Raw genomic sequence first — 17344 nt, forward strand, 5'->3', positions numbered from 1 at the left:
CGCCAACAGACTTGGCTCGACAACCGGCAAAGCTTTCTCATTTTCGGGCTTGCAGTATTTGTACAGTGTCGCTATCTCCTTGATCTACAGCAAGTTACGCAGCGGTACCGCCTTCAGGCAAGGTTTGTGCTTGTGTCCAAGCAATGGCCCGAGCTAGCGAAAGTAACTTGACGCTTGAATCTTTGTTAGCTGCCGATGAGCGGTTGTCCTGGCGCGGTCTTTACGATACTCAGGTCGGGAGAAGATGCTGAAAAGTACCCACTGAACGCGCTTTCGATGATGTACGGCACTTATTTACAAAACGCGTGGCTAGGATCCAAATATCAATGTGACATTACATTGTTGATTGTTTAGGATTGCATTATATAAGGTCAATTGTTTGGCATTTGGTCAATTCCAAAAAGTTATAGACGGGATATTGACGCCAGTAAGCGGCCAGAGATCATCGACATAGTTCCGCCTGAAGTGGTCTGCGAGCGCCGCTCTGGCAGGGAAGTACCCATCGGGTCACACGGAGAGTCCAATGAGCAGCGTTGTAGCCATCGTCAAAAGTATTGTCGGCCAGGTTATTGCGGTATCCCCAGAGGGCATTCGACGTGTTCTGATCGAAGGGGACCGCCTGCTGGCTGGTGAGGAAGTACTCACCGGCCCGGGCGGTGCAGTCACTTTGGAACTGGCCGATGGCCGTGTGCTCGACCTTGGGCGAGACAGCCAGTGGAGCGCTGATGCGCCGGAAAGCAGCACCGACCTGAGCCAGGCTACCGCGCAGGCCGCACCGTCGGTGGAGGAACTGCAACAGGCGATCGCTGCCGGTGTCGACCCGACTACCGAGCTTGAAGCGCCCGCGGCTGGCCCATCGTCGGCGGGCGGTGGTGGCGCACTGGGCGGTGGCCACAGCTTTGTCATGCTCGAAGAAACCGCGGGCCGGGTCGACCCTACCGTCGGCTTCCCGACCGACGGGCTGGGCTTTGCTGCCGTGCTCGATGGAGAAGAGGTTGGCGTGCTGGATACCACCAGCAACAACCAGGTGACTACACCGACGGCGGACACCAACGTTGCTACCGACCTGGTTCTTGGCGCTACCCCTTCCATCAGCGAAGCGGGTGGCGTAATCGTTTATACCGCTACGGTTGGTCAAGCGCCGAGTACCAACCTGGTCATCACCCTTTCCAACGGGGCCGTAATAGTCATTCCGGCCGGGCAGACCTCGGGTAGCGTCAACGTCGTGGTCCCGGCAAACGATACCCCATATATCGACGGCGGCCAGATTTCGGCGACCGTAACGGGCACCACCGGGGGCGGCGGGCTGACGGTGACTGTGCCGCAAACGCCAGCGATTACCCAGGTTACCGATACCGTCGACACCACGACTGCGACTCTGACCGCTTCGCCAAGCGTGACTGAAGGCGGTGTCATCACTTACACCGTGACCCTGAGCAATCCGGCGCAGACGCCGGTGACCGTGACCCTGTCCAATGGCCAGACCATCACCGTTGAAGCCGGCAAGACCCAGGGCAGTGTCGACTTCCAGACCCCGGGCAACGACGTCTACAACAACGGCTCGACCGTCAATGTCACCATCGATAGCGCCACCGGCGGCAATTTCGAGCAGCTGACCCCGAATCCGACCCCGGCTCAAACCACGATCAACGACTCGGTCGACACCACCACCGCGACGCTGACGGCGACTCCGTCGGTGACCGAAGGCGGTGTGATCACCTACACCGTGACCCTGAGCAACCCAGCCCAGACTCCGGTGACCGTGACCCTGTCCAACGGCCAGACCATCACCGTCGAAGCCGGCAAGACCCAGGGCAGTGTCGACTTCCAGACCCCGGGCAACGACGTCTACAACAACGGCTCGACTGTCAGCACGACGATTACCGGTGCTACCGGCGGGAACTTCGAGCAGCTGACCCCGAATCCGACCCCGGCTCAAACCACGATCAACGACTCGGTCGACACCACCACCGCGACGCTGACGGCGACTCCGTCGGTGACCGAAGGCGGTGTGATCACCTACACCGTGACCCTGAGCAACCCAGCCCAGACGCCGGTGACCGTGACTCTGTCCAACGGCCAGACCATCACCGTCGAAGCCGGCAAGACCCAGGGCAGCGTCGATTTCCAGACCCCGGCCAACGACGTCTACAACAACGGCTCGACCGTCAGCACCACGATTACCGGTGCGACCGGTGGCAACTTCGAGCAGCTGACGCCGAACCCGACTCCGGCTCAAACAACGATCAACGACTCGGTCGACACCACCACCGCGACGCTGACGGCGACTCCGTCGGTGACCGAAGGCGGTGTGATCACCTACACCGTGACCCTGAGCAACCCAGCCCAGACTCCGGTGACCGTGACCCTGTCCAACGGCCAGACCATCACCGTCGAAGCCGGCAAGACCCAGGGCAGTGTCGACTTCCAGACCCCGGGCAACGACGTCTACAACAACGGCTCGACTGTCAGCACGACGATTACCGGTGCTACCGGCGGGAACTTCGAGCAGCTGACCCCGAATCCGACCCCGGCTCAAACCACGATCAACGACTCGGTCGACACCACCACCGCGACGCTGACGGCGACTCCGTCGGTGACCGAAGGCGGTGTGATCACCTACACCGTGACCCTGAGCAACCCAGCCCAGACGCCGGTGACCGTGACTCTGTCCAACGGCCAGACCATCACCGTCGAAGCCGGCAAGACCCAGGGCAGCGTCGATTTCCAGACCCCGGCCAACGACGTCTACAACAACGGCTCGACCGTCAGCACCACGATTACCGGTGCGACCGGTGGCAACTTCGAGCAGCTGACGCCGAACCCGACTCCGGCTCAAACAACGATCAACGACTCGGTCGACACCACCACCGCGACGCTGACGGCGACTCCGTCGGTGACCGAAGGCGGTGTGATCACCTACACCGTGACCCTGAGCAACCCAGCCCAGACTCCGGTGACCGTGACCCTGTCCAACGGCCAGACCATCACCGTCGAAGCCGGCAAGACCCAGGGCAGTGTCGACTTCCAGACCCCGGGCAACGACGTCTACAACAACGGCTCGACTGTCAGCACGACGATTACCGGTGCTACCGGCGGGAACTTCGAGCAGCTGACCCCGAATCCGACCCCGGCTCAAACCACGATCAACGACTCGGTCGACACCACCACCGCGACGCTGACGGCGACTCCGTCGGTGACCGAAGGCGGTGTGATCACCTACACCGTGACCCTGAGCAACCCAGCCCAGACGCCGGTGACCGTGACTCTGTCCAACGGCCAGACCATCACCGTCGAAGCCGGCAAGACCCAGGGCAGTGTCGACTTCCAGACCCCGGGCAACGACGTCTACAACAACGGCTCGACCGTCAGCACCACGATTACCGGTGCGACCGGTGGCAACTTCGAGCAGCTGACGCCGAACCCGACTCCGGCTCAAACAACGATCAACGACTCGGTCGACACCACCACCGCGACGCTGACGGCGACTCCGTCGGTGACCGAAGGCGGTGTGATCACCTACACCGTGACCCTGAGCAACCCAGCCCAGACTCCGGTGAGCGTGACCCTGTCCAACGGCCAGACCATCACCGTCGAAGCCGGCAAGACCCAGGGCAGTGTCGACTTCCAGACCCCGGGCAACGACGTCTACAACAACGGCTCGACTGTCAGCACGACGATTACCGGTGCTACCGGCGGGAACTTCGAGCAGCTGACCCCGAATCCGACCCCGGCTCAAACCACGATCAACGACTCGGTCGACACCACCACCGCGACGCTGACGGCGACTCCGTCGGTGACCGAAGGCGGTGTGATCACCTACACCGTGACCCTGAGCAACCCAGCCCAGACGCCGGTGACCGTGACTCTGTCCAACGGCCAGACCATCACCGTCGAAGCCGGCAAGACCCAGGGCAGTGTCGACTTCCAGACCCCGGGCAACGACGTCTACAACAACGGCTCGACCGTCAGCACCACGATTACCGGTGCGACCGGTGGCAACTTCGAGCAGCTGACGCCGAACCCGACTCCGGCTCAAACAACGATCAACGACTCGGTCGACACCACCACCGCGACGCTGACCGCTTCGCCAAGCGTGACCGAAGGCGGTGTTATCACTTACACCGTGACCCTGAGCAACCCAGCCCAGACGCCGGTGACCGTGACTCTGTCCAACGGCCAGACCATCACCGTCGAAGCCGGCAAGACCCAGGGCAGTGTCGACTTCCAGACCCCGGGCAACGACGTCTACAACAACGGCTCGACCGTCAGCACCACGATTACCGGTGCGACCGGTGGCAACTTCGAGCAGCTGACCCCGAATCCGACCCCGGCTCAGACCACGATCAACGACTCGGTCGACAACACCACCGCGACGCTGACCGCTTCGCCAAGCGTGACCGAAGGCGGTGTTATCACCTACACCGTGACCCTGAGCAACCCAGCCCAGAGTCCGGTGACCGTGACCCTGTCCAACGGCCAGACCATCACCGTCGAAGCCGGCAAGACCCAGGGCAGTGTCGACTTCCAGACCCCGGGCAACGACGTCTACAACAACGGCTCGACCGTCAGCACCACGATTACCGGTGCGACCGGTGGCAACTTCGAGCAGCTGACCCCGATTCCGACCCCGGCTCAAACCACGATCAACGACTCGGTCGACACCACCACCGCGACCCTGACGGCGACTCCGTCGGTGACCGAAGGCGGTGTGATCACCTACACCGTGACCCTGAGCAACCCAGCCCAGACCCCGGTGACCGTGACCCTGTCCAATGGCCAGACCATCACCGTTGAAGCCGGCAAGACCCAGGGCAGCGTCGATTTCCAGACCCCGGGCAACGACGTCTACAACAACGGCTCGACCGTCAATGTCACCATCGATAGCGCCACCGGCGGCAATTTCGAGCAACTGACGCCAGACCCGACGCCAGCATCGACTGTCATCAATGACAGCATCGATACCGTCACCGTTAGCATCGTCAGTAATGGCAACGTGACCGAGGACCAGCAGCCGTCCTTCACGGTGAAAGTAAGCCAGGCACTGGACCGTCCGTTGACGGTTACCTTGTCGAACGGCGACACCGTGACCATCGAGGCCGGCAAGACCGAAGTGGAATACAAGACCGCCGCCCAGGGGGATGACGTCATCCAGGATGCCGGCTCCGTCACGCTCAGCGTCACGGATGCCACCGTCTCGGGTGCCACCTTCGAGAAGCTGACCTTCGGAGGCCCGGCTACCGTTGAGATCTCGGACACCATCAGTGAAGTCGTCGCCAAACTGACTGCTACCGAGTCCGTCACCGAAGGTGGAGAAATTACCTACACCGTTACGCTGACCAGCAAGGATGGCCTGCCGCTCAACAACCAGTCGCCGCTGTATTTCACCCTCAGCGATGGCAAGACCGTTGTTGAGGTACCGGCCAACAGCACAACCGGTTCGATCACCGTTACCGCGCCAGACAACGTCTACATGGGCGCCAATCCGTCGGTGGTCAACGCGATCGACTCGGTCAGCGGTGCGGATGTGTGGAAATTCGAGAAACTGACCCTGGACAAGACCGAGGTCAGTACCACAGTGACTGACGAGCCCGGCACCCCCGGCACTGGGGGCGATCTCGTCCTGGTCAGCATCGAGGCCGACCAGGTGTCGGTCCCCGAGAACCAGAACCCGACCTTTACCGTGAGGGTCAACACCGTTCTGGCGCACGATCTTGTCGTGACGTTGAGCAACAATGCCCAGGTCACGATCAAGGCGGGGCAAACCAGCGCGCAGTACACCCACACCGAACAGGGTGACGACGTCTACCAGGATGCCGGCACCATCGGTGTTGGGATCAAAGCGGCGACCGATAGCGCAGGCAGCACTTTCGAGAACCTGCAGTTTGGCGGCGACGCGTCGGTGAAAGTGACTGACACCATCAACGAAGTGGTGGCCAGGCTGACGGCTACCGATTCCGTCACCGAAGGCGGCCAGATCACCTACACCGTCACGCTGACCAGCCAGGACGGCCTGCCGATCAACAACCATCAGCCGCTGTACTTCACCCTCAGCGACGGCAAGACCGTTATTGAGGTGCCAGCCAACAGCAACACTGGCTCGATCACCGTAACCGCGCCGAATGATGTCTATGTAGGCGCTCAGCCCGTAGTGAACGCGATCGACGCGGTCAGCGGCGCAGACGCCTGGAAGTTTGAAAAGCTGACCTTGGACAAGGCTCCAGTCAGCACAACGGTCACTGATGGCCCAGGCTCCGAGGACACTACCAGCCTGACGCTGTCTGCGACGCCGACAGTGGCCGAAGGCGGCAAGATCACCTACACCGCCACCTTGACCAACAAGGCAGGCACCGACCTGGTGATCAAACTGAGCAACGGTGAAAGCATCACCATTGCTGCGGGCCAAAAGGAAGCTTCGATCACCATCGACGCACCGAGCGACGACGTATATGTCGATGCCGCCAACCTGAGCGTGACCGTCACCGGTACCACCGGTGGTGATTTCGAGAAGCTGGATGTCAGCAGCACGGCAGCTGTGACCAAGGTGACCGACACCATCGACACCACCACCGTCACCCTGACGGCGACTTCGACTGTCGCTGAAGGCGGCGTTGTCACCTACACCGCGTCGGTCAACCACAAGGTCACCGGTTCCGACCTGGTGGTGAAACTGGCCAACGGCCAGACCATCACCATCCCGGTGGGCGAGTCGTCTGCTTCGGTACCGTTCACCGCGCCGAACAATGTCCACCACACCAACCTGGACCTGAGCAACAAGATCACCAGCATCTCGGGTGGCAACTACGAGAAGACCGTGGCGGTTGGCGAGCCAGTGACCACCGTCACCGACAACCCTGCGAACCCGGACATCACCACGCTCTCGCTGACTGCGACCGACACCGTGGCCGAAGGTGGCAAGATCACCTACACCGCTACGCTGTCCAACCCGGCGGGTACTGCTCTGACCGTCAAGCTGAGCAACGGCGAGAGCATCACCATCGCGGCAGGTCAGAAAGAAGCCTCGATCACCATCGATGCGCCGAGCGACGACGTCTACCTCGATGCTGAAGACCTGAGCGTGACCGTCGCCGGCACCACCGGTGGTGACTTCGAGAAGCTGGACGTCAGCAGCACTGCGGCTGTGACCAAGGTCACCGACACCATCGACACCACCACCGTAACCCTGACCGCCACGCAAAGCGTGGTCGAGGGCGGCGTTGTCACCTACACCGCATCGGTCAATCACAAAGTCACCGGTTCGGACCTGGTGGTGAAACTGGCCAACGGCCAGACCATCACCATCCCGGTTGGCGAGTCGTCTGCTTCGGTGCCGTTCACCGCACCGAACAACGTTCACAACACCAATCTGGACCTGAGCAACAAGATCACCAGCATCTCGGGTGGCAACTACGAGAAGACCGTGGCTGTAGGCGAGCCAGTGACTACCGTCACCGACAACCCTGCGACCCCGGATATCACCACGCTTTCGCTGACTGCGACCGATACCGTGGCCGAAGGCGGCAAGATCACCTACACCGCCACTTTGAGCAACAAGGCTGGCACTGACCTGGTCATCAAGCTGAGCAACGGCGAGACCATCACCATCGCGGCCGGCTCGAAGGAAGCGTCGATCACCATCGATGCGCCGAGCGACGACGTGTACCGCGATGCCGAAGACCTCAGCGTAACGATCACTGGCACCACCGGTGGTGACTTCGAGAAACTCGACGTCAGCAGCATTGCGGCTGTGACCAAGGTGACCGATACCATCGACACCACCACCGTGACCTTGACCGCGACTTCGACTGTCGCCGAAGGCGGCGTGGTCACCTACACCGTGTCGGTCAACCACAAGGTCACCGGTTCCGATCTGGTAGTGAAATTGGCCAACGGCCAGACCATCACCATCCCGGTTGGCGAATCGTCGGCATCGGTGCCGTTCACCGCGCCGAACAACGTCCACAACACCAACCTGGACCTCACCAACAAGATCACCAATATATCGGGTGGTAACTACGAGAAGACCGTAGCCGTTGGCGAGCCAGTGACCACTGTCACCGACAACCCGGCGACCCCGGACATCACCACGCTCTCGCTGACTGCGACCGACACCGTGGCCGAAGGCGGCAAGATCACCTACACCGCCACCTTGAGCAACAAGGCCGGCACCGATCTGGTGGTCAAACTGAGCAACGGCGAGAGCATCACTATTGCCGCGGGTCAGAAAGAAGCTTCGATCACCATCGACGCACCGAGTGACGATGTGTATGTCGATGCGAAAGACCTGAGCGTGACCGTCACCGGCACCACCGGGGGCGACTTCGAGAAGCTGGAGGTCAGCAGCACGGCGGCTGTGACCAAGGTCACCGACACCATCGACACCACCACCGTCACCCTGACGGCGACTTCGACTGTCGCTGAAGGCGGCGTTGTCACCTACACCGCGTCGGTCAACCACAAGGTCACCGGTTCCGACCTGGTGGTGAAACTGGCCAACGGCCAGACCATCACCATCCCGGTTGGCGAGTCGTCTGCGTCGGTACCGTTCACCGCGCCAGACAATGCCTACAACACCAACCTGGACCTGACCAACAAGATCACCGACATCTCGGGCGGCAACTACGAGAAGACCGTAGCTGTGGGCGAGCCGGTAACGACCGTGACCGACGGGCCAGGCACCAAGGACATGACCCACCTGACCCTGAGCGCGACACCGACGGTTGCCGAGGGTGGGAAGATCACTTACACCGCGACCTTGACCAATAAGGCGGGCACCGATCTGGTCATCAAACTGAGCAATGGCGAGACCATCACAATTGCTGCCGGCTCGAAGGAGGCCTCGGTCACTGTCGATGCCCCGGGCGACGACGTCTACATCGATGCTGAAGTGCTTCAGGTCAAAGTGACCGGAACCTCGGGTGGTGATTTCGAGAAACTGAATGTAAACAGCGGCGCAGCCGTGACCAAGGTCACCGACACCATCGACACCACTACCGTGACGCTGACGGCGACTTCGACCGTAGCAGAAGGCGGCGTGGTCACCTACACCGCATCGGTCAACCACAAGGTCACTGGTTCGGATCTGGTAGTGAAATTGGCCAACGGCCAGACCATCACCATCCCGGTTGGCGAATCGTCGGCATCGGTGCCGTTCACCGCGCCGAACAACGTCCACAACACCAACCTGGACCTGACCAACAAGATCACCAGCATCTCGGGTGGCAATTACGAGAAGACTGTAGCCGTTGGCGAGCCAGTCACGACTGTCACCGACAACCCGGCGACGCCAGACGTCACCACGCTGACGCTGACTGCGACCGACACCGTGGCCGAAGGTGGCAAGATCACCTACACCGCTACGCTGTCCAACCCGGCGGGTACTGCTCTGACCGTCAAGCTGAGCAACGGCGAGACCATCACCATCGCGGCGGGTCAGAAGGAAGGCTCGGTTACCATCGACGCGCCTAGCGACGATGTGTACCTCGATTCGGGTAACGTGCAGGCCAAGATCGATAGCGCCAGCGGCGGCGACTTCGAGAAACTGGAAGTCAGCAAGACGGCAGCCGTGACCAAGGTGACCGATACCATCGACACCACCACCGTGACCTTGACCGCGACTTCGACTGTCGCCGAAGGCGGCGTGGTCACCTACACCGCATCGGTCAACCACAAGGTCACTGGTTCGGATCTGGTAGTGAAATTGGCCAACGGCCAGACCATCACCATCCCGGTGGGCGAGTCGTCTGCTTCGGTACCGTTCACCGCGCCGAACAATGTCCACCACACCAACCTGGACCTGAGCAACAAGATCACCAGCATCTCGGGTGGCAACTACGAGAAGACCGTGGCGGTTGGCGAGCCAGTGACCACCGTCACCGACAACCCTGCGAACCCGGACATCACCACGCTCTCGCTGACTGCGACCGACACCGTGGCCGAAGGTGGCAAGATCACCTACACCGCTACGCTGTCCAACCCGGCGGGTACTGCTCTGACCGTCAAGCTGAGCAACGGCGAGAGCATCACCATCGCGGCAGGTCAGAAAGAAGCCTCGATCACCATCGATGCGCCGAGCGACGACGTCTACCTCGATGCTGAAGACCTGAGCGTGACCGTCGCCGGCACCACCGGTGGTGACTTCGAGAAGCTGGACGTCAGCAGCACTGCGGCTGTGACCAAGGTCACCGACACCATCGACACCACCACCGTGACCTTGACCGCGACTTCGACTGTCGCCGAAGGCGGCGTGGTCACCTACACCGCGTCGGTCAACCACAAGGTCACCGGTTCCGATCTGGTAGTGAAATTGGCCAACGGCCAGACCATCACCATCCCGGTTGGCGAATCGTCGGCATCGGTGCCGTTCACCGCGCCGAACAACGTGCACAACACCAATCTGGACCTGAGCAACAAGATCACCAGCATCTCGGGTGGCAATTACGAGAAGACCGTAGCCGTTGGCGAGCCAGTGACCACTGTCACCGACAACCCGGCGACCCCGGACATCACCACGCTCTCGCTGACTGCGACCGATACCGTGGCCGAAGGCGGCAAGATCACCTACACGGCTACCTTGAGCAACAAGGCGGGCACCGACCTGGTGATCAAGCTGAGCAACGGCGAGACCATCACCATCGCGGCCGGCTCGAAGGAAGCTTCGATCACCATCGATGCGCCGAGCGACGACGTGTACGTCGATGCGAAAGATCTCAGCGTGACCGTCACCGGCACCACCGGTGGTGACTTCGAGAAGCTGGACGTCAGCAGCACAGCGGCTGTGACCAAGGTGACCGATACCATCGACACCACCACCGTGACTCTGACCGCCACTCAAAGCGTGGTCGAGGGCGGCGTGGTGACTTACACCGCGTCGGTCAACCACAAAGTCACCGGTTCCGATCTGGTGGTGAAGCTCGCCAACGGCCAGACCATCACCATCCCGGTTGGCGAATCGTCGGCATCGGTGCCATTCACCGCACCGAACAACGTCCACAACACCAACCTGGACCTGAGCAACAAGATCACCAGCATCTCGGGCGGCAACTACGAGAAGACCGTGGCGGTTGGCGAGCCAGTGACCACTGTCACCGACAACCCTGCGGCCCCGGACATCACCACGCTCTCGCTGACTGCGACCGATACCGTGGCCGAAGGCGGCAAGATCACCTACACCGCCACCTTGAGCAACAAGGCCGGTACCGACCTGGTGGTCAAACTGAGCAACGGTGAGAGCATCACCATTGCCGCCGGCTCGAAGGAAGCGTCGGTCACCATCGACGCACCGAGCGACGATGTGTATGTCGATGCCGCCAACCTGAGCGTGACCGTCACCGGCACCACCGGTGGTGACTTCGAGAAGCTGGACGTCAGCAGCACGGCGGCTGTGACCAAGGTCACCGACACCATCGACACCACCACCGTGACCCTGACCGCCACGCAAAGCGTGGTCGAAGGTGGCGTGGTGACCTACACCGCGTCGGTCAACCACAAGGTCACCGGTTCCGATCTGGTGGTGAAGCTCGCCAACGGCCAGACCATCACCATCCCGGTAGGCGAGTCGTCTGCTTCGATGCCGTTCACTGCACCGAACAACGTCCACAACACCAACCTGGACCTGAGCAACAAGATCACCAGCATCTCGGGCGGCAACTACGAGAAGACCGTGGCGGTTGGCGAGCCAGTGACTACCGTCACCGACAACCCGGCGACCCCGGACATCACCACGCTCTCGCTGACTGCGACCGACACCGTGGCCGAAGGTGGCAAGATCACTTACACCGCCACCTTGAGCAACAAGGCGGGTACCGATCTGGTGATCAAACTGAGCAACGGCGAGACCATCACCATTGCGGCCGGCTCGAAGGAAGCGTCGATCATCATCGATGCGCCGAGCGACGACGTGTACGTCGATGCGAAAGATCTCAGCGTGACCGTCACCGGCACCACCGGTGGTGACTTCGAGAAGCTGGACGTCAGCAGCACGGCGGCTGTGACCAAGGTCACCGACACCATCGACACCACCACCGTCACCCTGACGGCGACTTCGACTGTCGCTGAAGGTGGCGTGGTCACCTACACCGCGTCGGTCAACCACAAGGTCACCGGTTCCGATCTGGTGGTGAAGCTCGCCAACGGCCAGACCATCACCATCCCGGTAGGCGAGTCGTCTGCTTCGATGCCGTTCACTGCACCGAACAACGTCCACAACACCAACCTGGACCTGAGCAACAAGATCACCAGCATCTCGGGCGGCAACTACGAGAAGACCGTGGCGGTTGGCGAGCCAGTGACCACCGTCACCGACAACCCGGCGACCCCGGACATCACCACGCTCTCGCTGACTGCGACCGACACCGTGGCCGAAGGTGGCAAGATCACTTACACCGCCACCTTGAGCAACAAGGCGGGTACCGATCTGGTGATCAAACTGAGCAACGGCGAGACCATCACCATTGCGGCCGGCTCGAAGGAAGCGTCGATCATCATCGATGCGCCGAGCGACGACGTGTACGTCGATGCGAAAGATCTCAGCGTGACCGTCACCGGCACCACCGGTGGTGACTTCGAGAAGCTGGACGTCAGCAGCACGGCGGCTGTGACCAAGGTCACCGACACCATCGACACCACCACCGTCACCCTGACGGCGACTTCGACTGTCGCTGAAGGTGGCGTGGTCACCTACACCGCGTCGGTCAACCACAAAGTCACCGGTTCCGACCTGGTGGTGAAACTGGCCAACGGCCAGACCATCACCATCCCGGTTGGCGAATCGTCGGCATCGGTGCCGTTCACCGCACCGAACAACGTCCACAACACAAACCTGGACCTGAGCAACAAGATCACCAGCATTTCGGGCGGCAACTACGAGAAGACCGTGGCGGTTGGCGAGCCAGTGACCACCGTCACCGACAACCCTGCGACCCCTGATATCACCACGCTCTCGCTGACTGCGACCGACACCGTGGCCGAAGGCGGCAAGATCACCTACACCGCTACCCTGAGCAACCAGGCCGGCACCGATCTGGTGGTCAGGCTGAGCAACGGCGAGAGCATCACCATCGCGGCGGGTCAGAAGCAGGGTTCGATCACCATCGACGCCCCGGGCGACGATGTGTACGTTGATGCAGGGAACGTTCAGGCCAAGATCGACGGTACCACTGGCGGCGACTTCGAGCTGCTGGCAACCAACGGTGCCTATGCGGTTACCAAGGTCACCGACACCATCGACCAGACCGGCCTGAGCCTGAGCGCCACGCCGACCGTCGCAGAAGGTGGCCAGATCACCTACGTCGCCACCCTGACCAACAAGGCTGGCACCGACATGACGATCAAGCTCAGCAACGGTGCTGTGATCAGCATTGAGGCGGGCAAGTTCTCCGGCTCCGTTACCGTTCCGGCGCCCGCCGATGACGTCTATATCGATGCTGGCAATGTTTCGGCGAAGATCACCGAAACCAACGGTGGCAACTTCGAGAAGCTGAACGTCAGCGATACGGCGGCGGTCACCGCGGTCTCGGACACCATCCAGACCACCACCCTGAGCCTCAGCGGTACCACTGCCGTCGCTGAAGGTGGCAACGCCACATACGTCCTGAACCTGACCAACAAGGCCGAGACCGACGTCACCGTCAAACTGAGCTACACCGGCACCGCAGCCGATGGCACGGACTACACCGGCGTCGCCACGGTGGTGATCAAGGCCAACACCACGCAGGCAACGTTCACCATCCCGACCCTCAAGGACAGCATCACCGAGGGTACCGAGCACTTCACGGTCAAGATCGATTCGGCCACTGGCGGCAACTTCGAGAAGCTCGACATAAGCTCCAGCGCCGGCAGCGTGACCACCCAGATCTTCGAGCCGGCCCCGGTTCTGGACCTGGATGGCAACGACTCCAGCGGCAAGACCGGTGCCGACTACCAGACCACCTTCACCGAGAACCAGCCAGGCAGTGGTGTGTCGATCGGCGATGTGGACGTCACCATCACCGACTTCGACAGCTCGAAGCTGACGGGCGCGACGGTCACCCTGACCAACCGCCAGCCGGGTGACGCGCTGAACCTGGGCAACAGTGTCAACGGCATCACGGTCAACGCCAACAGCACAGACGGCAAGGTAGTCCTGACCCTGAGCGGCGCTGCATCGCTGGCCGACTATATCCAGGCGATCAAGAACATCACCTTCATCAACAGCAGCGAGAACCCGAGCACCACGCCTCGCGTCATCACCGTGACGGTGACCGACGGCGTGAATACCTCGAACACCGCCACGACCACGGTGAACGTGATCGCAGTCAACGACGCACCGGTCGCCACCGGCGGCGCCGTCACCGGGGTCGAAGATACGCCGCTGGTGCTGACCTGGAGTGACCTCAATATTTCCGACGTCGACAGCGCCCTGTCGAGCCTGGGTGTGACCTTCACCCAGCTGCCAGCAGGCTCGCTGCAGCTCTTCAACGGCACCGCCTGGGTCAACGTCGCCCAGAACCAGACCGTCAGCCAGGCCGACATCGCTGCCGGCAACCTGCGGTTCGTGCCGAAACCCAACGAGTCGGGTATCGACGGATATGGCGGAACGGGCGTCGGCAACAAGCAGGCCGACTATGCCCAGATCAAGTACAAGCCTACCGACGGTACCGCTGCTGGCAGCGAGGCCACACTGAAGGTCGATATCACGCCTGTAGCCGACAAGCCTGGCCTGAACATCGGCAGCAACACCCCCGATTCGCTTGGCCTGACCAAGGAAACCTGGAACAGCCTCACGGGCCTGGGCACCAACGGCAACGGTATCAGCGGTACAGCGCTGAAGAGCGTGTTCGCCAACTCTGGCAGTGCCAGCAAGAGCGAGCAGGTTACCAGTGCCGACTCGGGCGGCAGCGTTGCCGCCGGCACTGGCTCCAAGACCTCCGGCCTGATCTACCTGGAAGCTGGCCAGACCTACACCTTCAGCGGTACCGCCGATGACAGCCTGCAGGTCTATATCGGCAAAACCAGCGTGGTCGGTGCCACCTGGGGTGGGGGCGGTACGATCTCAGGCAGCTTCTCGCCGCCTGTCAGCGGCTACTACACACTGGAGATCTACCACGCCAACCAGTCCGGCCCGGGTAGCCTGGATATCAACGTCAAGGTCGGTAACGGCCCGGTGACCGACCTGAGCAGCTCGGCCATCCCGATGTACCCGAACGTTGCGGCGATGGGTAACGCCGGGCTTTCCGTGTCCGACCTCCATGGCAGTGATGGCCAGGGCTACTACGACGGTTACAAGCTCAATGAAGGGCCGGAGAACGGCACCGTCAAGCTGGTTGGCATTTCCGCCAACCTGACCGACACCGACGGCTCCGAGACCCTGAGCGTCAAGCTGGACGGCATTCCGGCAGGTTCGGTGCTCAGCGATGGCGCCGGTCATACCGTAACCATCGGCGCCACTTCGGTTGACGTCACCGGCTGGAACCTCAACGGCCTGAGCATCAAGCCGCCGGCGTACTACCAGGGCAGTTTCGATGTGAAGGTAACCTCGACCGCCACCGAGAACGTGGGCGGCAGCAAAGCCTCCACCGAAGGCACGATCAAGGTAACCGTCTATCCGGACACCTACACCGCCAGCAACCTGACCACCGACAGCGACAGTTTCACCGGCACCGCAACCAGCGACGTTATCGTTGCCGACATCAGTGGCCTGCACGTGACGCCGGGTCAGGACTACAACATTGCGTTCATCGTCGATACCTCAGGCAGCATGGGCAGTGCGGTGGATGCCGCGCGCAACTCGCTGAAGTCGGTGTTCGATACCTTGGCCAACAGCGTCAAGGGTGCGCAGTCCGGCACAGTGAACATCCTGCTGGTGGACTTCTCCACCCAGGTGAACAGTACGGTTTCGGTCAACCTGGGCGACAAGAACGCGTTGAGCTCGCTCTACACTGCACTCAATACGCTCTATTCCAGCGGCTCGACCAACTACGAGGATGCCTTCAAGACTACCGCCAACTGGTTCAAGCAATTGATGGACGCGGGCAACACCGGCAGCCGCCAGACGTTCTTCATCACCGACGGCCAGCCGAACGTGTATCAGGCCGGCGAGCATGAGGTCACGCTCATGAATTCCAGCTACACACTGGATGCCGCGCTGAAGTCGATCAACTACAAGTTGGGCGATGTGGTCATCAACAAGCTGGTGGGCAACTACAACCGCGTCAGCATTGATGCCGCTGGTAACATGACCGCCCAGTACAGGACCGCAAATAACAACAATTGGCGTGACGACAGTGACGCAAGCGGACAGTTGCACGCTCAGGGAGATGGTACCTATGAGTTTTCCTACGCTACTTCCGACCGCTGGACCGACTACTATGCAGACCTCAATTCCCAGCAGAGCTTCCTGTTGTTGTCCAAGCTGTCTGGCGTGGAGGCCATTGGCCTCAACAGCGCGGTCAATGTCAACGACCTGAAGCCTTACGACACCGATAGCAAGCCGCAGACCAATATCGACCCGAGCAAACTGGCGGAAGCGATCCTGGGCCACACCGAAGCCACCGTGCCTGGCAACGACACCGTCAACGGTGGTGATGGCAACGACATCATCTTCGGTGACCTGGTGAGTTTCGGTTCGGTCGCCGGCAACGGTGTCGAAGCCATACAGGGCTATGTCGCGGGGCAACTGGGCGTAGCCCTGGGTGATGTCGACGGTCGCGTGCTGCACAAGTACATCGTCGAGCACGTCAGCGAATTCGATGTCTCGCGCAGCAACGATGGCAATGACATCCTCAACGGTGGCTCGGGCAATGACCTCCTGTTCGGCCAGGGCGGCGACGATACCCTCGACGGTGGCAAGGGCAATGACATCCTGATCGGCGGCGTGGGCAAGGACACCCTGCTCGGTGGTGAAGGCAATGACATCCTGCTTGGCGGCAAGGGCGATGACACCATGACCGGTGGCAGCGGTGCCGACACCTTCGTATGGAAGGCTGGCGATATCGGCAAAGACGTTATCAAGGACTTCAAGGTAGCCGAAGGCGACCGTATCGACCTGAAGGACCTGCTCCAGGGCGAGAAGGGCAGCACCATCGACAATTACCTGAAGCTCACTACGGTGGAAGGCACGACCACGCTGCAGGTCAGCAGCGAAGGCAAGCTCAATGCCACCGGTGGGATCGCCAACGCCGACGTGACCATCAAGCTGGAAGGGGTGAACTGGTCCAACACCACGATCAACTCGTTGATCAGCGGTGCTGACCCGACCATCATCATTCACAACAAGGACAGCTGATTGCTGATCCGCCAGCGGGCTGCTTTGCAGCCCGATCGCCGGCAAGCCAGCTCCCACGGGGGCCGCGCAACTCTCGAGAGC

Annotated in this window: 1 protein-coding gene; it reads left to right on the top strand. The window is 61.4% G+C overall.

Annotated elements, in window-relative coordinates; all coding sequences use genetic code 11:
- Window positions 1-523 precede the first annotated feature (523 nt).
- Window positions 524-17263, top strand: coding sequence for a retention module-containing protein (locus RIN61_RS12470; RefSeq protein ID WP_313857376.1), 16740 nt, complete (start codon window positions 524-526; stop codon window positions 17261-17263).
- The last annotated feature ends 81 nt before the right edge of the window (window positions 17264-17344 follow it).

The sequence above is a fragment of the Pseudomonas inefficax genome, assembly GCF_032164165.1.
In the GTDB taxonomy this organism is placed as follows: domain Bacteria; phylum Pseudomonadota; class Gammaproteobacteria; order Pseudomonadales; family Pseudomonadaceae; genus Aquipseudomonas; species Aquipseudomonas inefficax.